19 protein-coding genes and 3 pseudogenes are annotated in these 22483 nt (G+C 59.8%); 12 read left to right on the forward strand and 10 right to left on the reverse strand.

From position 1 onward, the window contains the following. Positions 1–304: 304 nt before the first annotated feature. Together F8N21_RS25625 and F8N21_RS25630 are read right to left on the reverse strand one after the other, a co-directional pair. Positions 305–1798: a CoA-acylating methylmalonate-semialdehyde dehydrogenase gene (locus tag F8N21_RS25625; protein WP_150644789.1), complete on the reverse strand. Its 1494-nt coding sequence runs from the start codon at positions 1796–1798 to the stop codon at positions 305–307. Positions 1799–1872: 74 nt separating this feature from the next. Then, positions 1873–3222, reverse strand: a complete 1350-nt coding sequence (locus F8N21_RS25630) for an aspartate aminotransferase family protein (RefSeq protein WP_150644790.1) — start codon at positions 3220–3222, stop codon at positions 1873–1875. Positions 3223–3347: 125 nt separating this feature from the next. On the opposite strand from F8N21_RS25630, the gene F8N21_RS25635 reads away from it, so the two are divergent. From F8N21_RS25635 to F8N21_RS25655, 5 genes are all read left to right on the forward strand, one after another. Next, positions 3348–4268 carry a LysR family transcriptional regulator gene (locus tag F8N21_RS25635; RefSeq protein ID WP_095632334.1) on the forward strand — a complete coding sequence of 307 codons (921 nt, stop codon included), beginning with the start codon at positions 3348–3350 and terminating at the stop codon, positions 4266–4268. 92 nt (positions 4269–4360) lie between these two features. Then, positions 4361–5023 carry a TetR/AcrR family transcriptional regulator gene (locus tag F8N21_RS25640; RefSeq protein ID WP_150644791.1) on the forward strand — a complete coding sequence of 221 codons (663 nt, stop codon included), beginning with the start codon at positions 4361–4363 and terminating at the stop codon, positions 5021–5023. Positions 5024–5036: 13 nt separating this feature from the next. Further along, on the forward strand, positions 5037–5618 hold the full coding sequence (locus tag F8N21_RS25645; RefSeq protein WP_150644792.1) for an IMPACT family protein: 582 nt from the start codon (positions 5037–5039) through the stop codon (positions 5616–5618). A 741-nt stretch (positions 5619–6359) separates the two neighbouring features. After that, the gene (locus tag F8N21_RS25650) at positions 6360–7046 is read left to right on the forward strand and encodes an SDR family oxidoreductase (protein ID WP_150644793.1); all 687 of its coding nucleotides are present in this window, start codon (positions 6360–6362) and stop codon (positions 7044–7046) included. 275 nt (positions 7047–7321) lie between these two features. Continuing rightward, on the forward strand, positions 7322–8680 hold the full coding sequence (locus F8N21_RS25655) for an 8-oxoguanine deaminase (RefSeq protein WP_150644794.1): 1359 nt from the start codon (positions 7322–7324) through the stop codon (positions 8678–8680). A 46-nt stretch (positions 8681–8726) separates the two neighbouring features. On the opposite strand, the gene F8N21_RS25660 is transcribed toward F8N21_RS25655, so the two are convergent. Then, positions 8727–9815, reverse strand: coding sequence for a calcium:proton antiporter (locus tag F8N21_RS25660; RefSeq protein ID WP_150644795.1), 1089 nt, complete (start codon positions 9813–9815; stop codon positions 8727–8729). A gap of 256 nt (positions 9816–10071) precedes the next feature. Here F8N21_RS25660 and F8N21_RS25665 point away from each other — a divergent pair, with 256 nt between their 5' ends. Continuing rightward, on the forward strand, positions 10072–11025 hold the full coding sequence (locus F8N21_RS25665) for an adenosine deaminase (protein WP_150644796.1): 954 nt from the start codon (positions 10072–10074) through the stop codon (positions 11023–11025). Positions 11026–11108: 83 nt separating this feature from the next. Here F8N21_RS25665 and F8N21_RS25670 read toward each other — a convergent pair whose 3' ends face one another. Both F8N21_RS25670 and F8N21_RS31140 read right to left on the reverse strand, forming a co-directional pair. Further along, on the reverse strand, positions 11109–11843 hold the full coding sequence (locus F8N21_RS25670) for an ArsR/SmtB family transcription factor (protein WP_150644797.1): 735 nt from the start codon (positions 11841–11843) through the stop codon (positions 11109–11111). 316 nt (positions 11844–12159) lie between these two features. Beyond that, positions 12160–12261, reverse strand: a pseudogene (locus F8N21_RS31140) (LysR family transcriptional regulator); the annotation flags it as partial. Between the two features lie 3 nt (positions 12262–12264). Between F8N21_RS31140 and F8N21_RS31145 the strand changes: the two are divergent. Continuing rightward, positions 12265–12354, forward strand: a pseudogene (locus F8N21_RS31145) (hypothetical protein); the annotation flags it as partial. Positions 12355–12503: 149 nt separating this feature from the next. After that, positions 12504–12683, forward strand: a complete 180-nt coding sequence (locus F8N21_RS25680; RefSeq protein ID WP_150644798.1) for a hypothetical protein — start codon at positions 12504–12506, stop codon at positions 12681–12683. A 1-nt stretch (position 12684) separates the two neighbouring features. On the opposite strand, the gene F8N21_RS25685 is transcribed toward F8N21_RS25680, so the two are convergent. Next, the gene (locus F8N21_RS25685; RefSeq protein WP_150644799.1) at positions 12685–13881 is read right to left on the reverse strand and encodes a multidrug effflux MFS transporter; all 1197 of its coding nucleotides are present in this window, start codon (positions 13879–13881) and stop codon (positions 12685–12687) included. 88 nt (positions 13882–13969) lie between these two features. After that, on the reverse strand, positions 13970–14167 hold the full coding sequence (locus tag F8N21_RS25690) for a heavy-metal-associated domain-containing protein (RefSeq protein ID WP_150644800.1): 198 nt from the start codon (positions 14165–14167) through the stop codon (positions 13970–13972). A 149-nt stretch (positions 14168–14316) separates the two neighbouring features. Between F8N21_RS25690 and F8N21_RS25695 the strand changes: the two genes are divergently transcribed. The 3 genes from F8N21_RS25695 (at position 14317) to cueR (ending at position 17876) form a co-directional block, all read left to right on the forward strand. After that, entirely contained in the window at positions 14317–14700 is a 384-nt protein-coding gene (locus F8N21_RS25695; protein ID WP_150644801.1) for a hypothetical protein, read from the forward strand. 369 nt (positions 14701–15069) lie between these two features. After that, on the forward strand, positions 15070–17466 hold the full coding sequence (locus F8N21_RS25700; protein ID WP_150644802.1) for a heavy metal translocating P-type ATPase: 2397 nt from the start codon (positions 15070–15072) through the stop codon (positions 17464–17466). Continuing rightward, positions 17463–17876: a Cu(I)-responsive transcriptional regulator gene (gene cueR, locus F8N21_RS25705; protein WP_150644803.1), complete on the forward strand. Its 414-nt coding sequence runs from the start codon at positions 17463–17465 to the stop codon at positions 17874–17876. Before F8N21_RS25700 ends, cueR begins: the two co-directional genes overlap by 4 nt. A gap of 257 nt (positions 17877–18133) precedes the next feature. Here the strand turns inward: cueR and F8N21_RS25710 are convergent, their stop codons facing one another. The 3 genes and pseudogenes from F8N21_RS25710 to F8N21_RS25720 form a co-directional block, all read right to left on the reverse strand. Next, on the reverse strand, positions 18134–19027 hold the full coding sequence (locus tag F8N21_RS25710) for a PA4780 family RIO1-like protein kinase (protein WP_150644804.1): 894 nt from the start codon (positions 19025–19027) through the stop codon (positions 18134–18136). A 456-nt stretch (positions 19028–19483) separates the two neighbouring features. Beyond that, positions 19484–19564, reverse strand: a pseudogene (locus F8N21_RS31540) (AraC family transcriptional regulator); the annotation flags it as partial. Between the two features lie 15 nt (positions 19565–19579). Further along, positions 19580–20857, reverse strand: coding sequence for an acetyl-CoA C-acetyltransferase (locus F8N21_RS25720; protein WP_150644805.1), 1278 nt, complete (start codon positions 20855–20857; stop codon positions 19580–19582). Between the two features lie 273 nt (positions 20858–21130). Here F8N21_RS25720 and F8N21_RS25725 point away from each other — a divergent pair, with 273 nt between their 5' ends. Beyond that, positions 21131–22483 carry a 3-oxoacyl-ACP reductase gene (locus tag F8N21_RS25725; RefSeq protein WP_150644806.1) on the forward strand — a complete coding sequence of 451 codons (1353 nt, stop codon included), beginning with the start codon at positions 21131–21133 and terminating at the stop codon, positions 22481–22483.

Here is a 22483-nt window from a genome sequence, read left to right on the forward strand (position 1 = left end):
CGCTGCTGTCAACACCTGTTTTACACCGCTTTCGACCGAGTGGATCGAATCATTAATAGGGCCAAACAACACGACCTTATCAACTCCTTCTGGGCCTCGATGAACTGAAGCAACCCACTGTCGAAAACTGCGTAACTCTTTGTTTTCCAAGGAGTTTTCCGTTTCGACTGCGCCGGAAGTGGGGCGAATTATAGACTTCCAGGATCTGCCGTCAACACTTAATTTAACAATTCTGTCATATAAGCCAAAACAGCCCCCGAAATGCAAAAGGCCGACCCTGAAGGCCGGCCTTTTGCCCTTCTACCTACAAGCTAGGGAATGCGAACTGCGAAGCTTCGTGGCTGGCACGTTGCGGCCAGCGCTGGGTAATTGCTTTGCGGCGGGTATAGAAACGCACACCGTCCGGGCCGTAGGCATGCAGGTCACCAAACAGTGAACGCTTCCAACCGCCAAAGCTGTGGTACGCCACCGGAACCGGCAGCGGTACGTTGACGCCGACCATGCCGACTTCAATCTCGTCGCAGAACAACCGCGCCGCTTCACCGTCACGGGTAAAGATGCAGGTGCCGTTGCCGTACTCGTGATCGTTGATCAGTTGCATGGCCTCCTCCAGGCTATTGACCCGCACGATGCACAGCACCGGGCCGAAGATCTCTTCTTTATAGATGCGCATCTCTGGCGTGACGCGATCGAACAGGCAGCCGCCGAGGAAGAAGCCCTCTTCATGGCCCGCTACGCTCAAGCCGCGACCATCCACCACCAGCTCGGCACCGGAAGAGACGCCGTCTTCTATATAGCCACTGACTTTGTCGCGAGCCTGACCGGAAACCAATGGCCCCATGTCCAGGCCGCAGGTAGTCCCGGCACCGATTTTCAGCGCCTTGATCTGTGGCACCAGTTTGCTGATCAGCGCATCCGCCACCTGGTCGCCAACACACACCGCCACCGAGATCGCCATGCAACGCTCACCGCATGAACCGTACGCCGCGCCCATCAACGCACTGACTGCGTTATCCAGATCCGCATCCGGCATCAGCACCGCATGGTTCTTCGCGCCACCCAAGGCCTGCACACGCTTGCCGCGCTTGGTGGCTTCGCAATAGATGTATTCGGCAATCGGCGTCGAACCGACAAAGCTCAAGGCTTTGACTTCCGGTGCTTCGATCAGCGCATCGACTGCGCCCTTGTCACCGTGCACCACGCTCAGAACACCTTTGGGCAATCCGGCTTCTTGCAGCAGTTGGGCGATCAGCAAAGTCGAGCTCGGATCACGCTCCGAAGGCTTGAGGATGAAACAGTTGCCGCAAACGATCGCCAGTGGATACATCCACAGCGGCACCATGGCCGGGAAGTTGAACGGGGTAATACCGGCAACCACGCCCAACGGCTGGAAGTCGGACCAGGCATCGATGTTCGGGCCGACGTTACGGCTGTACTCGCCCTTGAGGATTTCCGGAGCCGAGCACGCGTACTCGACGTTTTCGATACCGCGCTTCAACTCGCCAGTGGCGTCTTCCAGGGTCTTGCCATGCTCTTCGCTGATCAGCTGAGCGATACGCCCTTCGTTCTGCTCCAGCAATTGCTTGAAGCGGAACATCACCTGGGCGCGCTTGGCCGGTGGGGTATTGCGCCAGGCCGGGAACGCCGCCTTGGCCGAGTCGATGGCTTTTTGCACGGTTTCGCGGCTGGCCAAAGGTACTTTGTGAATCGGCTGGCCGGTGGACGGGTTGTACACGTCAGCGCTGCGACCGTTGTCGGTCACCAGTTCACCGTTGATCAAATGCGGGATAAGGCTCATGCGTGGCTCCTGAAAAGTTGTCCACAGGCGCGCATCGCTGCGCACCTGTTGTTCGTTCTATATAGAAGGTCGAATCAATCGATCTTGTTCAGCACTTCGCCGACCGCGTCGAACAGGCGATCAAGATCCTGCGGCTTGCTATTGAAGGTTGGGCCGAACTGCAGGGTGTCGCCGCCGAAGCGCACGTAGAAACCGGCCTTCCACAAAGCCATCCCGGCTTCGAAAGGACGCACGATGGCGTCACCGTCACGCCCGGCGATCTGGATTGCGCCGGCCAGGCCGTAGTTACGGATGTCGATGACGTTCTTGGTGCCCTTCAAGCCATGCAAGGCATTCTCGAAATGCGGCGCGACTTCAGCCACGCTCTGCACCAGGTTTTCCTTCTGCAGCAGATCCAGTGCAGCCAAACCGGCCGCGCAGGCCACCGGATGCGCCGAGTAGGTGTAGCCGTGGGGGAATTCCACTGCATATTCCGGCGTCGCTTGATTCATGAAGGTCTGATAGATCTCGGAGCTGGCAATCACCGCGCCCATCGGAATTGCGCCGTTGGTGACTTGCTTGGCGATGCACATCAGGTCCGGGGTCACGCCGAAGCTGTCGGCACCGAACATCGAACCGGTCCGACCGAAGCCGGTGATCACTTCATCGAACACCAGCAGGATGCTGTGCTGATCACAAATTTCCCGCAGACGCTTGAGGTAACCCTGAGGCGGAACCAATACACCGGCGGAACCGGCCATTGGCTCGACGAACACCGCGGCGATGTTCGACGCATCGTGCAACTCAATCAGTTTCAGCAGCTCATCGGCCAAGGCGATACCGCCCTGCTCCGGCATGCCACGGGAGTAAGCGTTGCTGGCCAGCAAGGTGTGCGGCAGGTGGTCGACATCCATCATCGCCTGACCGAACATTTTGCGGTTGCCGTTGACGCCGCCCAGGCTGGTGCCAGCGATGTTCACACCGTGATAACCACGAGCCCGACCGATCATTTTGGTCTTGGTCGACTGACCTTTCAGACGCCAGTAGGCACGCACCATTTTCACCGCGGTGTCCGCACACTCGGAACCGGAGTCGGTGAAGAACACGTGATTCAGGTTGCCCGGAGTCAGCTCGGTGATTTTTTCCGCCAGCTGGAACGACAGCGGGTGACCGTACTGGAAGCCCGGCGAGTAATCGAGGGTGCCCAATTGCCTGGAAACCGCTTCCTGGATTTCCTTGCGGGTATGCCCGGCGCCGCAAGTCCACAGACCCGACAACGAGTCATAGACCTTGCGGCCCTTGTCGTCGATCAGGTAGCTGCCTTCTGCGGCAACGATCAAACGCGGGTCGCGCTGGAAGTTGCGGTTGGCGGTGTACGGCATCCAGTGGGCGTCGAGCTTGAGTTGACTGGCCAGGGAGACCGGAGCGTTATCGGGCAAGTTCATGAGCAAAACCTCGCAAGGCAAAAAGGCAGCGTAGGGATCAAAAGTGTTCTTGCAGCTAAATTGCCACGGGGATAAAGTCTGTGAAATCCAACTCTTCTAATCTTCAGTCAGGCCGCCACTAAACTATGAGTAGTCGTCGCCCCGATCCGCTGGCACAAGTCAGTGACTTTGATATCCGCTTGCTGCGCATCTTTCGCAGCGTAGTCGAATGTGGCGGCTTCTCCGCGGCGGAAAGCGTATTGGGGATCGGCCGCTCGGCCATCAGCCAGCAAATGAGCGACCTTGAGCAGCGTCTCGGGCTACGCCTGTGCCAGCGCGGCCGTGCCGGATTCTCCCTGACCGAGGAAGGCCGCGAAGTCTATCAATCGGCCTTGCAGCTATTAAGTGCACTGGAAAGTTTTCGCACCGAGGTCAACGGCCTGCACCAGCACCTGCGGGGCGAGTTGACCATCGGCCTGACCGACAACCTGGTCACCCTGCCCCACATGCGCATCACCCATGCCTTGGCGCAATTGAAGGAGCGCGGGCCGGACGTGCAGATTCAGATCCGCATGATTGCCCCCAACGAGGTGGAACAAGGGGTACTCGACGGCCGCTTGCATGTCGGTGTGGTGCCACAAGCCAGCGCGCTCTCGGGCCTGGAGTATCAACCGCTGTACAGCGAGCGTTCGTTGCTCTACTGCGCGGTCGGTCATCCGCTGTTTTATGTCGATGACAAACAACTGGACGATGAGCGTCTCAACAGTCAGGACGCCATCGCGCCGACCTTCCGCTTGCCGGCCGAGATCCAGGCGCATTACCAGGCGCTCAATTGCACCGCCAGCGCATCGGACCGCGAAGGCATGGCGTTTCTGATCCTGACCGGGCGCTACATCGGTTATCTGCCGGATCATTACGCCAGCCTCTGGGTGCAGCAAGGTCGACTGCGGGCCCTGAAACCCATGGCGCGCTTCTACGACCTGAGCCTGGCGTCGGTCACCCGCAAGGGCCGGCGCCCTCATCTGGTGCTGGAAAGCTTCCTCGAAAGCCTGGCGGCCACCCGGTAAAACCGATCTTTTATAGTGACAAGGCTTGTCTGATTCTTGTGGGTGCGCTATCAACGCATTGCTTGCACCCACAGAACTGCTCGGAAACCTCCATGACCCTTGAAGTCCCAGCCCACGCCGGCGCTCACACCGCCAAGCCTGTCAGCCGAATTCGTCAAAAGAACGAAGAGGCAATCATCAAGGCCGCTGAAGACGAGTTCGCTCGTCACGGGTTCAAAGGCACCAGCATGAACACCATTGCGCAGAATGCCGGGCTGCCCAAAGCCAATCTGCATTACTACTTCACCAACAAGCTCGGGCTGTATGTGGCGGTGTTGCGCAACATCCTCGAGTTGTGGGACAGCACCTTCAACACCCTGACCGCCGAAGACGATCCGGCCGAAGCGCTCAGCCGCTATATCCGCGCCAAGATGGAATTCTCCCGCCGCCAGCCACAGGCCTCGCGGATCTTCGCCATGGAAATCATCAGCGGCGGTGAGTGCCTGAGCGAGCATTTCAGCCAGGACTATCGCACTTGGTTCCAGGGTCGGGCAGGCGTGTTCCAGGCCTGGATCGATGCCGGCAAGATGGACCCGGTCGATCCGGTGCACCTGATCTTTCTGTTGTGGGGCAGTACCCAGCACTACGCCGACTTCGCCACGCAGATCTGCCGTGTGACCGGCCGCAACAAACTGACCAGGCAGGACATGGACGATGCCAGCAACAATCTGATCCAGATCATTCTCAAGGGCTGCGGCCTCAAGCCAACCCTTTAAAAGATCCCAGCGCATGCCTTTTACCCTCACCGGCCTTTGCGAATATCGCGAAGAAATTCGCAGAAGCCGCTTCATCGCCCTCGCAGCCCCGATCAGCAGCTCAGCCGAAGCTCAAACATTCATCGAGCAACACAGCGACCTGAACGCCTCGCACAATTGCTGGGCCTGGAAACTCGCTGATCAATACCGCAGCAGTGACGACGGCGAACCTGGCGGCACGGCCGGACGACCGATTCTGGCGGCCATCGAAGCCCAGGATTGCGACCAGGTCGCGGTCGTGGTGACTCGTTGGTACGGCGGCATCCAGCTAGGCACCGGCGGCCTCGCCCGGGCCTACGGCGGCAGTGCCAACAAATGCTTGCAAGGTGCCGAACGGGTTGCGCTGATCACTCGGGTGCCGCTGAGTTGCGCCTGTGGTTTTAACGAATTGGCACTGGTCAAACTGCGGGTGACCGAACTCGGGGGCTTGATGCTGGAGGAAAGCTTCACCGCCAATGGCGTGGAGTTACTGCTGGCAGTCGCTGAAGCGCAGATTGATACCTTGCAAAGCCAACTGGCCGATCTGAGTCGTGGGCGGATTTTATTGCAACGGTAGAGTCCCCATCAGGGTAAGAACAAAATCAAAAGATCGCAGGCTGCGCCAGCTCCTGCAATGGATCGCGCTGCGGTTTTTTTGGTGCAATCGGCATACCTGCCGCCGCCTGGACTTGCCCACATCTACTGTGCACCCGACTGTGGATAACCTGAGTACATTCCCCTGGAACCCTTCTGCGACGTGGCTTTGCGGGCACTGTTCATTTTTTGCCCAATTGCCTGTCGCCAGGGTTAATCCCGCTGCAAAACAATCAGTTAGAGCGGTATATCACCTTTAGAAGAAAGCCCGCGAGTGCTTATACCCGGCCTTTTGGCTTGCGCACAAATACTGTGGAGCAACCTGTGGATAAGCCGTGCAAGGCTGGCCCAGTTGCATAGGCAGCATAGCTCGCGGCTGGCTGCTCATTTTTTGATCAGCAGAAAGGGCAAAGCCGGTAACGTTATCCACAGGCGTGCCCTGAAGTGGTGCCCGCAAAGGGACCAGAATCGAGCAATCGACCGGCTGCTCCCACGAGGATTGCGCAATCCCTGTGGGCGCAACCGGTCGACGCTCGATTGCTCGCGATGACTGCCGACCAGGCAACAATTGTGCAACTCCCCACGCCAATTCGAAGAACAGGAAAACCGCCGAGATGGTAAAACTGCATTGCCGAACGCGGCGAGCTGCGCCTGGAGTTGCAGCTACGGCTCAGCCAGAGTTGTCCATTAAGACCGTGATCCTCTTTTCTCAAGGAACCCGTTTATGAACACTGCAAAAAACGCACTCATCATCGGCGCCTCCCGAGGTTTGGGCCTCGGGCTGGTGAAACGTTTGCTGGCTGACGGCTGGCAAGTCACCGCTACCGTGCGCAACACGCAGAAAGCCGAGGCCTTGCAGGCACTGGGCAAGGTCCGGATCGAACAACTGGACATGGATGATCAGCACGCCGTGATCGCCCTGAGCCAACGCCTTAAAGACCAGGTGTTCGACTTGCTGTTCGTCAACGCCGGAGTCAAAGGTCCGGATGATCAGACACCCGGCAACGCCACCCTCGCCGAAGTCGGCCAGTTGTTCTTCACCAACGCCGTGGCCCCGATCAATCTGGCCCAGCGCTTCGCCGGGCAGATGCGCCCGGACAGTGGTGTGCTGGCGTTCATGAGCTCGGTGCTCGGCAGCGTGACCATGCCCGACGCCCCGGAGCTGGCGCTGTACAAGGCCAGCAAGGCGGCGCTGAACTCCATGACCAACAGCTTCGTCACGCAACTGGGCGAGCAGAAACTGACTGTGCTGTCGCTGCACCCGGGCTGGGTGAAAACCGACATGGGCGGTGAAGGCGCGGACATCGATGTCGACACCAGCACCCAGGGGTTGATCGAGCAGGTGAATGCTTATGCGGGCAAGGGTGGGCATCATTTTGTGAACTACCGAGGCGAGACGATTCCCTGGTAAGGGGTGATTGAAAGGACACCAAGATCGCCAAGATCGCAGCCTGCGGCAGCTCCTACGCCGACCGCGATCTTTTTTGGTATCCGCGTGTAAACACAATCCGTAGGAGCTGCCGCAGGCTGCGATCTTTTAGGCCTCACGCAACTATTTGAAGCTATCGCATCAAATCCGGAATCTGAGTAAACTCCAAACCTCGCCCTCCCCGGCGACCCTGGATCAGCAGACAGGGCAACACTGAGCTGGCGAACCTGAACCCAATCTTCTTCAGGAGCCGGCCAATGCCTGCGACCCGTATCTGGTTAAAAACCCCCCTGGCCATTTTCACTGCCAACGCGCTCGACGCCCGTGGCGGCCTGGTGCTGCAAGACGGTTTGATCGTCGAAGTGCTCGGTGCCGGGCAACAACCCGCCGTACCCTGTGGACAAGTCTTCGATGCTTGCGAGCATGTGATCCTTCCCGGGCTGATCAATACCCACCACCACTTCTATCAAACCCTGACCCGCGCCTGGGCGCCGGTGGTCAATCAGCCGTTGTTCCCCTGGCTGAAAACCCTGTATCCGGTCTGGGCACGACTGACCCCGGAGAAACTGGCACTGGCGAGCAAAGTCGCTCTGGCCGAGTTGCTGTTGTCTGGCTGCACCACGGCGGCCGATCACCATTACCTGTTTCCCGAAGGCCTGGAAAACGCCATTGATGTGCAGGTCCAGAGCGTGCGCGAACTGGGCATGCGCGCGATGCTCACCCGTGGATCGATGAGCCTGGGCGAAGCAGACGGCGGGCTGCCACCGCAACAGACCGTGCAGCAGGGTGAAGTGATTCTCGCCGACAGCCAGCGCCTGATCGCCGAATACCATGAACGCGGTGATGGCGCGCAAATCCAGATTGCCCTGGCGCCCTGCTCGCCATTTTCCGTAACCCCGGAAATCATGGCGGCCAGCGCTGCACTGGCCAACACACTTGACGTGCGCCTGCACACCCACCTCGCCGAAACCCTCGACGAAGAAGACTTCTGCCTGCAACGTTTCGGCCTGCGCACCGTGGATTATCTGGACAGCGTCGGCTGGCTCGGACCACGTACCTGGCTGGCCCATGGCATTCATTTCAACCCGGATGAAATCGCTCGCCTGGGCGCGGCCGGCACCGGCATCTGCCATTGCCCGAGCTCGAATATGCGTCTGGCTTCAGGCATCTGCCCGACCCTGGACCTGATCGCAGCGGGCGCGCCGTTGGGTCTCGGTGTGGATGGCTCGGCCTCCAACGATGCGTCGAACATGATCCTCGAAACCCGCCAGGCGCTGTACTTGCAGCGCCTGCGTTATGGCGCGCAAAAGATCACCCCGGAGCTGGTGCTGAGCTGGGCCACCCGCGGTTCGGCGCAACTGCTCGGGCGCAGCGATATCGGCGAGCTGGCAGTGGGCAAGCAGGCGGATCTGGCACTGTTCAAACTCGATGAGCTGCGCTTTTCCGGCAGTCATGATCCGTTGTCGGCGCTACTGTTGTGTGGCGCGGACCGGGCGGACCGGGTGATGGTCGCCGGTAAATGGCGAGTGATCGACGGGCAGGTTGAGGGGCTGGATCTGAAGGGGTTGATTGCCGATCACAGCCAGGCGGCGAGACAACTGATCAGCGGCGTCTGACACGATACCAACCTAATGTGGGAGCGGCGGTGATTTAGTGCAGGTCTTAAAGCCCCAGCAACGACAACATGACGAATGTCGCAAACAACACAAAGTGGGTCATCCCTTCGATGGCATTGGTTTCGCCATCGTTGAGGTTGATTGCGCTGACGATCAGGGTAATGAACACCATGACCGTCTGCACCGGGGTCATGGCCATCTGGAAAGGCTGGCCGGTGTAGAGGGCCATGGCTTCCATGACCGGCACCGTGAGGATCACCGTCGACAATGAAGCGCCCAAGGCGATATTGACCACCGACTGCATGCGGTTGGCCAAGGCCGCGCGTAATGCGGTAAGGATCTCTGGCGCCGCGGAAATCGCCGCCACCAGAATCGCCGTCATCACCGGTGGCGCGCCAGTACCTTCAAGCCCCAGGTCGAGGGTTTTCGACATCACTTCGGCCAATGCGCCGATCACCACCACGCCGAACACCAAGGTGGCGATGGATAGCCCGAGGTTGATCGCAGGCGTGTCGTGCGCAGGTTCGCCCTTACGACGTTTCTCCGGGTAGCTGTAGCTGAAGAAATAGCTATGGGGCCCGACCTGCATCCGCAAAAACAAGGTGTAAAGCACCACCATGGCGCCAATTGTGAACGCCGAGTAAATCTTCCAGTCCGCTTCGGGAATGAACTCCGGGACCACCATGGAAACACCCATGGCGGTCAGGATCATCACGCTATAGGTGCGCGCCGAGTCATCGTTGTAGGACTGTTCGCCATGTTTGATCCCGCCCATCAGTGCCGCCAGACCGAGGATGCCATTGATATCAAGCATCACCGCTGAGTAGATGGTGTCGCGCACCAGGGTCGCCGAGGCTTCGTTGCTCATCATGATCGCCAGGATCACCACTTCGACCAGCACCGCGGCCAGGGTCAGGATCATCGTGCCGTAGGGGTCTCCGACTTTTTCCGCCAACAGTTCCGCGTGATGGGCGACGCGCATCGAGGCGCAGACGATAAACGCCACCAGCACCAACCCGCCAATCAGCGCCGTCAGCTGGCCGCTGTGCAGCAGCCAGTGCTCCAATGGGAAAGCCGCAGATGCTGCGAGCAGCGCCAGTAGCAGGAATTTCTCTTGCTTGAGTAAGGTGAGCATTGCTGGCCTTTTGCCGAATGAAGCGAATCGGAAACGATGAGCTACAGACTGCGGTGAGTTGCTAACGTTTCGTTACACCTTAGCGCACCAGTGGCAGGCAGCACCCGGCGAAATATCCGACCACCACCTGCGCCGACACCTACGCTTATCGACGAGAACCGGCGAGGGTGTAATGAACCGGCTGGTCAGGTTTTAGCAAAAATCTCAGCGTCGACCTGTAGAATGCCGTCATTGCACCTGATGAGAATTCAATAAAATGTACGACTGGCTGAATGCCCTGCCCAAAGCAGAACTGCACCTGCACCTGGAAGGCTCACTGGAGCCTGAGCTGCTGTTCGCCTTGGCTGAACGCAACAAGATCGCCCTGCCGTGGGACGATGTTGAAACTCTGCGCAAGGCTTACGCCTTCAACAACCTGCAAGAGTTTCTCGACCTGTATTACCAGGGCGCGGATGTACTGCGCACCTCCCAGGACTTCTATGATCTGACTTGGGCTTACCTGTTGCGCTGCAAGGCGCAGAACGTGATTCACACCGAACCGTTCTTCGATCCGCAGACCCATACCGATCGTGGAGTACCGTTTGAAGTCGTGCTCAACGGTATCGCCAGCGCGCTGAAAGATGGCGAGCAGCAACTGGGCATCACCAGTGGTTTGATCCTCAGCTTCCTGCGGCATTTGAGTGAAGCGCAAGCCGAGAAAACCCTGGATCAGGCCCTGCCATTTCGCGATGCGTTTGTTGCCGTCGGCCTCGACAGTTCCGAAATGGGTCACCCGCCGAGCAAGTTCCAGCGCGTGTTCGATCGCGCCCGTCACGAAGGTTTCCTGACTGTTGCCCACGCCGGTGAAGAAGGCCCGCCCGAGTACATTTGGCAAGCTCTCGACCTGCTGAAGATCCAGCGCATTGATCATGGTGTGCGCGCCATCGAAGATGAGCGGCTGATGCAGCGGATTATCGATGAGCAGATTCCACTGACCGTCTGCCCGCTGTCCAATACCAAGCTCTGCGTATTCGACGACATGTCACAGCACAACATCCTCGAGATGCTCGAACGTGGTGTGAAGGTCACGGTGAACTCGGATGATCCGGCGTACTTCGGCGGTTACGTCACCGAGAACTTCCACGCACTGCATACCCATCTGGGCATGACTCAGGACCAGGCCAAACGCCTGGCGCAGAACAGTCTGGATGCACGCTTGGTCAAGCCGTAAGACCGCCATCGAGGGCAGCGACCGGCCGAAACCTGTAAACGACGTTTGAAACCCGAGGACACCGACGTCGTTGCAGACAGACATCAGGTGGTCATTTCCAGCTCGGTCGCCTTGGCGAACCTGGCGATTTCACGTTGCCCGAGCGCGGTAATCTGCAGGGCACGTGATTCGCCCGGGATGTTCAGCCAGCCCGACTGCATGAATAACTGCAGCAACCCGGCTCCCAGCGCTCCGCCCAAATGCGGTCGTCGCTCGCTCCAGTCTGGGCAGGAACAGGCAATCCGGGCATTCCGTTGGGCGAGCGCCTGGATAAAAATACCTCGGATTGCCAACTGGCTTGCACCTTTATTCGTGACGTCGATGCGTTGATGCGTCTGCTCGATCCACCCGGCATCCAGCAATCGTTGATACAGATCAGCCGCCAGCTCGCCGCCCAGATGGTCATGACACATCCGCGCCTTGAGCAATGAGGACGGAGGGGTATGAGCTCTCGTCGGGGCGAGGTTGCGCCTGAATATGTCTGGTATGGCTCGTGGCGCGCTGGCGATAGAAGCATTGGCCAAGGCTTCCACTGCGGCACCTATTTCGGGAGCGGCAAGGCGAAAAAAACGCTTTCGCCCACGCGCTTCGACTTTCAACAGCCCACCGGCAGACAAGCGCGCCAGGTGCGCGCTGGCCGAAGCCGGTGACAAACCTGCCAGTAACGCCAACTCTTCGGATTGCCGGGCTGTTCCATCCATCAAAGCCCACATCATCGCACTGCGCTTCGGGTCCGCCAGCAGCGTGGCAATCTGGCTGATGCAAGGTGCATATTCCATGTGTTCACTCCCTGTTGAATCATTCGTCTACAGCGCTGAGACATAATGGCCAGTAATGTATCACCGGCCAAGACGTGAAAACCGCCAAAAACCGGGCGATGTTACAAACTAAAGCGATCAACTCCTTCGAAACCATCCATTAGGTTCAACGCCGACAACGTGCCGTGCAACCGATATAAACACCGATTCACATACCCGAAATCAACGGGGTAGAAATAGGCGAGCACTAGTATAAACGCGAAAACCAAGGGCTCCCGCCATAGGGAAACCTTTGAGGGTGATAGTTCCTGAAAGAATTGTCTCTATTTAGCGGCGGTTAATGATCGGCCGCAAATAAGACGGGGCTCTGACTGGATAATTTCTCACACCGTAACTTGATCATTTCACGCAACAAGTTCACCGGTTTACTGAGTTGCGCACCGGCCGCATCAATGCGGCCAACCTGCGGCGTGCCCACGAGCTGCTGGAAAATGGCAAATCCAAGGGTAAAATAGTACTCGAAGGGTTCTAAACCGCAGTTGTACGGGAGTCATCCGCAAATGATGTGGGAGGCGGATGACACCGTCAGTCAGAGACTTGGCCCTTGTCATATTTCCGGGGGCATTCGGGGTCTACACTCGGGGCCTTTGCAATAGTGTCTTTTACATGAGGAGGTCAGCAATGAAGATCCTGATAAAAGAACTGGCTACATCTCCAGGCCATCGATGGCAGGTCCGGCTCGACCAACATGTGGTGACGTTCCGCAGTGAAGCCGAAGCCCGCGCCTTTGCCCAGACCCTGGAGACCCGACTGCAAGCCCCCCATCGATTCCCCGACCGTCAGCAGCAAGCCGCTGGCTGAGTCAGGCCACCGCTTGCGCTGCGATCCGCGCGTTTTGCAAGCGCCGGGTGACCATCGCCACGCTCACCGCAAGTATCCCGCACAGACTGATCACCATCGCCATCGGCATGGCGCTGCCATCATGCAGAACCCCGAGCAGTGACGCCGCCCCGGCGGCGACACTGAATTGCAGACACCCCAGCATCGCCGAAGCACTTCCCGCCCGGGCACCTTGCCCGCTCATCGCGCAGGCCGAGGCATTGGGAATAATGCAGCCCAGACTCGCAATGCAGATAAACAGCGGCACCAGCAGCGGCCACAACTGCGGTGTATGCAAGGCGCTGACGCCCAGCAGGGTCACTCCGGCGGCCAGATAAATCCACACCGTACGCGCCAGCAAATAGGCCGGCCCGCGTTTGGAGAGCATCCGCGCATTAATCTGTGCCACCAGAATAAAACCCGCAGCGTTAATGCCGAACAGCCAGCCGAAGTGCTCGGCCGGCACCCCGTAGAGTTTGATGAAGACAAAGGGTGAACCGGCGATATAGGCAAACATCCCGGCAATCGCGATCCCGCCGGTCAAGGCATGCCCGAGAAAGACCTTGTCTGCCAGCAACCGGCCATATTGGCGCAAGGCACCCGACAACGGTTGGCGCGGCTGATTGGCCGGCAGGCTTTCCGGCAGCCCAAGGGCCACTGCCAATCCCGACAAGGCACTGAACAGGGTCAGCATGATAAAGATCGACTGCCAGCCATAAAGATTGACCAACAAACCGCCCAGCATGGGCGCGAGGATCGGCGCCAGGCCCATCACCAGCATCAATTGCGAGAAAACTTTGGCTGACGCTACCGCATCACACTTGTCACTGACCACGGCTCGAGAAATCACCATCCCCGCACAGCCACCCAAGGCCTGGACGAAACGGGCGCCGATCAGCCAATCGAGACTGGGTACAAAGGCACACGCCAGGGACGCCAGGGTGAACAACGCGACCCCGACCAGCAGCGGAATCCGCCGCCCGAAGCGATCCGCCACCGGTCCATAGGCCAGTTGCCCGATGGACAGGCCAAGGAAATAAGCTGCAAGGGTCAGCTGGATGTGTTTTTCATCGGTGCCGAAGGCCAGGGCCATCGCCGGAAAGGCCGGCAAATAGAAGTCGATCGCCAGCGGACCGAAGGCGCTCAAGGCACCGAGAATCATGATTGTGCGGAGGTTCATCTGGCATCCAGGTTGCGCGTCAGTCCGACAGTCTAGCCGCGCCTGGATGCCTTGAACATTCAGATAGCTCGCTAACTAATAAAAAGAGTCAGGCGAGCTTCACTGCATAGCCCTCTTCGCTGATCAGGCTGATCACTTCATCTGCCGACAACCGGCTCTCGATCCCCACTTCTTTGGCACCGAGATCGATCTGGACGCTGGCCGCCGGATCCTTGGCCTGTACCGCTTGAGTAATGGCCCGAACGCAATGGCCACAGGACATGCCTTGGACGGTGAATACTTGCATTGATGCTGCTCCTTGAATGAGGGATGTGGTCATCCTCGACCTTGTCACCATGGCAAGGTCAAGTTCTGCAGTGATCTGCCGGGCTGGTATTCGGCGCCCTGCTCGGACAAGCTGCGTCATCCATGCCACGACAGTAGGAGATTCAGCCCATGCGCTGGTCAGCCTTTAGCCTATTCAGCATCCTCAGCCTCTTCGGTGTCGCGCAAGCCGTCAGCGCCGCCGGCGAAGATTACGGCGTGCTGATTATTTCCCGCGAGCGCCTGGAAGTCGCGACCTCCTGTGAAATCGGCGTGTACATCCATGATCGGCTGTCTGCCCGATTGTTCCAGGAGCAGAGCACCTCGTTCAATTTGCCGCCGGGCACTGTTTCGCTACGGCTCAAACTGTTGCCGGGCCAGGCGCCGGGCTGCCAGCCGGGCATGCTGGCGCCGGGTTCGCAGACCATCACTCTCAAGGCCGGTGAAGTTCAGAAATACCGCATTGCCATGACCCAGGATGGGATGTACCTGAAACGGGCGGGGCTGGGGTATTGAGCGGTTCGGCTGCAGTTGGGTGTATTGGGCAAGTGTGGCAAGGGGGCAATCCCCAATGCCAGTCAGTTAAGGAGTTTCAGGCTCAGCACTGGCCCCGTAGCAGCTGCCGAAGGCTGCGTTCGGCTGCACAGCAGTCGCAAATCCTGCTTGCACGGATTGTCTGGAATACCGCAGTGCCTGATTTTACGACCGCTTCGCAGCCGAACGCAGCCTTCGGCAGCTGCTACGGACCGCGTAAAAGCTTAACTGACTGGCATTAGGGCAGCCCCTCACCACAGATTCTGTGTTTGGCGTCGACAAAAAACCCGCTTGACCTTGCCAGCATGGCAAGGTTGATCCTGTAGGTAATTTCTACAGGGAGTAGCCCCCATGTCCGAATCAATCACCTTCGATCTGCCGATTGCCGGCATGACCTGCGCCAGCTGTGCCGGGCGGGTCGAGCGCGCCTTGAGCAAGGTCGTCGGCGCCAGTGCGGTCAGCGTCAACCTGGCCACTGAACAGGCCCGCGTCCAGGCGCCCAGCGGTAGCCTGCAAGCCTTGATGCACGCCGTACAACAAGCCGGTTACAGCGTTCCGGCCCAGAGCCTGGAATTGAGCATCGGCGGCATGACCTGCGCCTCCTGCGTCGGTCGGGTCGAGCGTGCACTGGCTAAAGCCGCCGGGGTCGAAAGCGTCAGCGTCAACCTGGCCAACGAACGAGCCCACCTCCAATTGCTGGGCCAGGTAGACCCCGCGACCTTGATCGCCGCCGTCAGTAAAGCCGGATATTGCGCCAGCCTGTGGCAAAGCGAACAATCGACTGCCACCGATCAAGAACAGCGTTTGCGTCGCGAGCGCTGGGCCTTGGTACTGGCAATCATCCTGGCGCTGCCGCTGGTGTTGCCGATGCTGGTACAACCCTTCGGCCTGCACTGGATGCTTCCCGCCTGGGGGCAATTTGCCTTGGCGACACCGGTGCAGTTCATCTTTGGTGCGCGCTTTTATGTCGCTGCCTGGAAAGCGGTTCGCGCCGGTGCCGGGAACATGGACTTGCTGGTGGCCCTGGGCACCAGCGCTGGTTATGGCTTGAGTCTTTATCAGTGGGCCACGGCGACTGCCGGGAGCATGCCGCACCTGTATTTCGAAGCCTCGGCAGTGGTCATCGCCTTGGTGCTGCTCGGTAAATACCTGGAAAGCCGCGCCAAGCGCCAGACTGCCAGCGCCATCCGCGCCCTTGAAGCCTTGCGCCCGGAACGGGCGATACAAGTTATCGACGGCCGCGAGCAGGACGTCGCGATCAGCGATTTGCGCCTCAATGATCTGGTCATGGTCAAACCCGGCGAGCGTTTCCCGGTGGACGGCGAAGTCCTCGAAGGCCAGAGCCATGCCGATGAAGCGCTGATCAGCGGCGAAAGCTTGCCAGTGCCGAAACAGCCTGGCGACAAAGTCACCGGCGGTGCGATCAATGGCGAAGGTCGTCTATTGGTACGCACCCTCGCCCTGGGTGCGGAAACCGTGCTGGCGCGAATCATCCGCCTGGTGGAAGACGCCCAGGCCGGCAAGGCGCCGATCCAGAAGCTGGTGGATAAAGTCAGTCAGGTATTCGTGCCCGTCGTCCTCCTGCTGGCACTGGCGACCCTGATCGGCTGGTGGCTGTATGGCGCGCCCCTGGAAACCGCGGTAATCAATGCCGTGGCGGTATTGGTGATCGCCTGCCCTTGCGCCCTGGGCCTGGCAACGCCTACCGCGATCATGGCCGGGACCGGCGTGGCCGCCCGCCACGGCATTTTGATCAAGGACGCCGAAGCCCTGGAGCGCGCCCATGAAGTCAGCGCAGTGGTCTTCGACAAGACCGGCACCCTGACCTCCGGCACTCCGCAAATCGCCCACCTGAGCGCCCTCGACGGAAACGAAAGTACCTTGCTGCAACTGGCCGGTGCCCTGCAACGCGGTAGCGAACACCCGCTGGCCAAAGCCGTGCTGGACGCCTGCACGGCGCGCACTCTAGCGGTGGCGCAGGTCAGTGCCAGCCAGTCCCTGACCGGTCGCGGCATTGCCGGCACGCTGGACGGCCGCCAACTGGCGCTGGGCAATCGACGCCTGCTGGAGGAAAGCGGCCTGAATCCCGGCGCCCTCAAACAATCCGCTGAGGACTGGGAGACCGAAGGCCGGACACTCTCCTGGCTGATCGAGCAAAGCCCGCAACCGCGGGTGCTCGGTCTGTTTGCGTTTGGCGACACCCTCAAGCCCGGTGCCCTGCAAGCGGTGCAAGCCCTCAACGCACGCCACATCAGCAGCCACCTGCTGACCGGCGACAACCGTGGCAGCGCCCGGGTCGTTGCCCAGGCATTGGGCATCACCGACGTACACGCCGAGGTGCTGCCGGCCGATAAAGCCGCCACCGTCGCCGAACTGAAAAAGACTGGGGTGGTGGCCATGGTCGGCGACGGCATCAACGACGCCCCGGCCCTCGCCGCGGCCGATATCGGCATCGCCATGGGTGGTGGCACCGACGTCGCCATGCAGGCCGCCGGGATCACTCTGATGCGAGGCGACCCGCGACTGGTACCGGCGGCGCTGGAGATCAGCCGCAAGACCTACGCGAAAATTCGTCAGAATCTATTCTGGGCCTTCGTCTATAACCTGATCGGGATTCCGCTGGCTGCGTTCGGCCTGCTCAACCCGGTGTTGGCCGGCGCCGCGATGGCCTTGTCCAGCGTCAGCGTGGTGAGCAATGCGCTACTGTTGAAAACCTGGAAACCCAAAGACCTGGAGACACCTGAATGAACATCGGTCAAGCAGCCCGGCAGAGCGGCCTGAGCGCGAAGATGATTCGCTATTACGAATCGATCGGCCTGCTCAAGGCGGCTCAGCGCACCGACAGCGGCTACCGTGTGTACAGCGACGCCGATCTGCACACCCTGGCCTTTATCAAACGTTCACGGGATTTGGGATTCTCTCTGGAAGAGGTCGGCAAATTGCTGACCCTCTGGCAGGATCGCCAGCGCGCCAGCGCCGACGTCAAGGCACTGGCTCGCCAGCATATCGAGGAGTTGAACCTGAAGATCCGCGAACTGGGGCAGCTGCGTGACACCTTGCAGGACCTGGTCGAACACTGTCACGGCGACCATCGACCCGACTGCCCGATCCTCAAGGAGCTGGCGTCTGGGGGATGTTGCGAGAAGGGGGCTGCCTGAAGCCGCTATACGACCCGTAGCAGCTGCCGAAGGCTGCGTTCGGTCTGGGCCGCATCCGGATGCAGCGGTCGTAAAATCAGGCACCGCAGTTTTTCAGGTTAACCGTGGAGGCAGGATTTACGACTGCTTCGCAGCCGAACGCAGGCTTCGCCAGCTGCTACGGAGAATGTGCCTCGCCTGAAATGCCTTGTGCCTACAATCGCCAGCAAACGCCACCTACAAAAAATCCGGCCGAGGCCGGATTTTTATTTAGCCTGTCACTGCATCCAGGGTGGAGGCGGCTCTTCGGCTTTGCTGGGTGGCGCATCGTCAGCAGCGCGCACTGCTTGCCGACGCTCTTCATCGAGGCGTGCGGCTTCGATCTCGCGCATGATGCCGCCGACGTCCGCCAGCTCTTCCGGCTCATCGAACTCACCGGTCAATACGCTGGCCGGATGCAAGGTGCCGGCTTCGTACAAGGCCCACATTTCCTTGGCGTACTTGGTATAGCGCAACTCCGGGGCAAAACGCCCGAAATACGACGCCATGTTGCCAACATCCCGCTCCAGCATGTTGAACGCGTGGTTGTTGCCCGCGGCGTCCACCGCTTGCGGCAGATCGATGATCACCGGACCGGTCGGCGTCAGCAGCACGTTGAACTCGGACAAATCGCCGTGCACCAGACCGGTACACAGCATCAGTACGATCTGCTGGATCAGGAACGCGTGGTACTCCAGCGCCTGCTCCTGATCGAGCACCACGTCATTCAGACGCGGCGCCGCGTCGCCGTATTCATCGGCGATCAGTTCCATCAGCAGCACGCCTTCAAGGAAGTCGTACGGCTTGGGGACTCGCACGCCAGCCCCGGCCAGACGGAACAAAGCCGCCACTTCAGCATTCTGCCAGGCGTCTTCGGTTTCTTTCTTGCCGAACTTGGAGCCCTTGGCCATCGCTCGAGCCTGTCGGCTGTTGCGCACTTTGCGGCCTTCCTGATACTCGGCTGCCTGACGGAAACTTCGTTTATTCGCCTCCTTGTAAACTTTCGCGCAACGTAACTCGTTGCCGCAGCGCACCACATAAACAGCTGCTTCTTTACCACTCATGAGTGGGCGCAGCACCTCGTCGACCAGACCGTCCTCGATCAGGGGTTCAATGCGTTTTGGAGTCTTCATCAGCTTTTATTGTGGGTCCTTTATTACCAAACACGCGAATGTCACTCGTTATACGGCAATCCTCTCACAGGGGGGAGAGCTTGCCGACCTATGAACACTTCAGAAGCACCCAATTTGCCAGATAAATCAGACAAAAATGCCGACTTCGATCGACCGCCCGGAATCATAACCGAGAGTCCTGCGTTTGTCGGCGACAGGACTTCAGGTTGTTTCCGACAGATTCCGACACCGCAGCACCAGGTCATTCATAGGATTTTGTACGAACAGCCTCAATTTTCGCAGCTGGATTCCCGGAGCCTGGCGGGGTTGTCGAATGAGCTGGATGTTCTGGTGAGAAGATTCCCTACCTGAGGCAAGATCAAGAGATCGCAGCCTGCGGCAGCTCCTACGCCGATCGCGCTCTCCTGTGGGAGCTGGCGCAGGCTGCGATCTTTTAGCGGTGTCAGTGTTTGAAAATTCCCCCGGGGTAACCCCGAACAATCCCTTGAACGCCGCAATAAACACCGAGGTCGAGTCATAACCTGATCGCCGAGCTGCAAGGCGCAGCGGCGGTCAGCGCTCGATAATCGCCGTCACTCCCTGACCACCGGCGGCACAGATCGAGATCAAGCCTCTGCCCTGCCCCGCGGCGTCCAGCAGCTTGGCGAGGTTGGCGACAATGCGCCCACCGGTGGCGGCAAACGGATGCCCGGCGGCCAATGAACTGCCTTTGACATTCAGCCGTGTGCGATCGATGGAACCCAAAGGCGCGTCCAGGCCGAGGCGGGTCTGGCAATACTGCGGATCTTCCCAGGCCTTGAGAGTGCATAACACCTGCGCAGCAAAGGCTTCGTGAATTTCGTAGTAATCGAAGTCCTGCAGCGTCAGCCCATTGCGTGCCAGCAGGCGCGACACCGCATACACCGGCGCCATCAACAGCCCCTCCGCGCCTTTGACGAAATCCACTGCCGCCGCTTCGCCATCACGCAGATAGGCGAGGACCGGCAAGCCACGCTCCTTGGCCCACGCCTCACTGCCCAACAACACCAGCGCCGCACCATCGGTCAACGGTGTCGAGTTGCCTGCGGTCAGCGTGCCCTTCGCGCTACGTTCAAACACCGGCTTGAGCGATGCGAGTTTTTCCAGGGTCAGGTCCGGGCGCAGGTTGTTGTCGCGAGTCAGGCCAAGGAACGGCGTCATTAAGTCGTTCTGCCAACCCTCGGCATACGCCGCAGTCATTTTCTGATGACTTTCCAGGGCCAGTTGATCCTGCTCGGCGCGGGGAATGTTCCAGGTCTGCGCCATCGACTCACAATGCTCGCCCATGGACAGACCGGTGCGCGGCTCGCCATTGCGCGGCAGTTCAGGCTTGAGATGATGGGGCCGCAGCTGCAACAGGGTTTTCAGCTTTTCGCCGGTGGTCTTGCTGCGATTGACCTGCAGCAGAATCCTGCGCAGCCCTTCACTCACCCCAATCGGCGCGTCGGAAGTGGTATCGACGCCGCCGGCGATGCCGCACTCGATCTGCCCCAGGGCAATTTTGTTCGCCACCAGCAACGCCGCTTCCAGGCCGGTGCCGCAGGCTTGCTGAATGTCATAGGCCGGGGTGGTCGGTGACAGCCGCGAGCCGAGCACGCATTCACGAGTCAGGTTGAAATCCCGCGAATGCTTGAGCACCGCGCCAGCAGCCACTTCGCCCATGCGCAGGCCGTGCAGGTTATAGCGTTCGATCAAGCCTTCGAGTGCTGCCGTCAGCATCGCCTGGTTACTCGCAGTGGCGTAAGGACCGTTGGAACGAGCGAACGGAATACGATTGCCGCCGATAATTGCGACGCGGCGCAGCTGAGTCATGAAAAGCTCCCTAAGGTTATCTGCAGGTGGGAGCGAGCTCGCAAATCAGACGCCGCGCTCTATCGGTCAGATCGCGCCAGCGTTCTTCGCGGGCAAGTCGGATCGCCGCACCGCCGCTCCCACAGAATCTGAAATCACAGGCGGTGAGCTCTGGGTCGAACTAACCTGCTCTGTTAGTGATACACCCAAAAGCGTAGGCCGTATCTTGCTGATCGAACGACTGATGATCATTCGCTGTCCACACTTTGAACCCCAGCTGCTGGAGAGCGTTCCATGTCTGATCGCTATATCGACTTTGCCAACTCAGCCATCGGCCACCGCCTGGTCGGGGCCCTTGGCCTGCCGTCACCGGTACGTCTGGAGCGCTGGGAAGCGGGACGCCTGCGCCCTATCGAAGGGGCGTTGCTGATTGGCGGCGGCCCGCTGGCGCAGAACATCAATACGTTCGGCAACAAACTGACCGACGGTATTTACAGCTATGGTCCCGAGCCGCTGGTAGCGCCCGCCTGGATTCCAGGTCACGGGCCGAAACTCAAGGCGGTGGTATTCGATGCCAGCGCTATCGTCCAGACCGATCAACTCAAGCAACTGAGTGAATTCTTCCAGCCGCTGCTGAGAAACCTCGATCACAGCCCCCATGTGGTGATTCTCGGGCGCGCGCCGGAAACCCTCAGCGACCCGTTCGCCGCCAGTGCCCAGCGGGCGCTGGAAGGTTTCAGTCGTTCGCTGGCCAAGGAATTGCGCAACGGCGGCACCTTGCAATTGCTGTATGTCGGCGAAGGCGCCGAAGAGCAGCTCGAAGGCCCCCTGCGGTTTTTCCTCTCGCCGAAAAGTGCCTTCGTCTCCGGACAAGTGCTGCGTCTGAATGCCTGCGACAGCCAGGTGCAGGACTGGAGTCGCCCGCTGACCGGACGCAAGGCCCTGGTCACCGGCGCAGCGCGGGGCATCGGCGCATCGATCGCGCAAACCCTGGCCCGTGATGGCGCCGAAGTCATCCTGCTCGACGTGCCGCCAGCCAAAGCCGATCTAGAGGCCCTCGCCGCACGCTTGGGCGGGCGCAGTATCGCGCTGGATATTTGCGCCGAAGACGCCGCCACCCGGTTGATCGAAAGCTTGCCGGACGGTATCGACATCGTCGTGCACAACGCCGGCATTATCCGCGACAAGACCCTGGCCAACATGACCCCGGAATTCTGGGACGCGGTGCTTGCGGTCAACCTCAACGCGCCGCAAGTGCTGACCAAGGCGCTGCTGGACAGCGGCACCTTGCGCGATAACGGTCGGGTGATTTTGCAGGCTTCCATCAGTGGCATTGCCGGCAACCGCGGGCAAACCAACTACGCCGCGAGCAAGGCCGGGCTGATCGGCCTCGCCCAGGCCTGGGCGCCGCTGTTGCAGGAACGCGGCATCAGCATCAATGCGGTGGCGCCAGGTTTTATTGAAACCCAAATGACCGCGCACCTTCCGTTCGCCCTGCGCGAAGTCGGGCGGCGCATGAGTTCCCTGGGCCAGGGCGGATTGCCCCAGGACGTCGCCGAAGCCGTGGCCTGGCTCAGTCAGCCGGGTAGCGGCGCGGTCAGCGGGCAGGTATTGCGCGTCTGTGGGCAAAGCGTATTGGGAGCATAA

Origin of the sequence: Pseudomonas fluorescens (assembly GCF_902497895.1) — a bacterium.
In the GTDB taxonomy this organism is placed as follows: Bacteria; Pseudomonadota; Gammaproteobacteria; order Pseudomonadales; family Pseudomonadaceae; genus Aquipseudomonas; species Aquipseudomonas fluorescens_BP.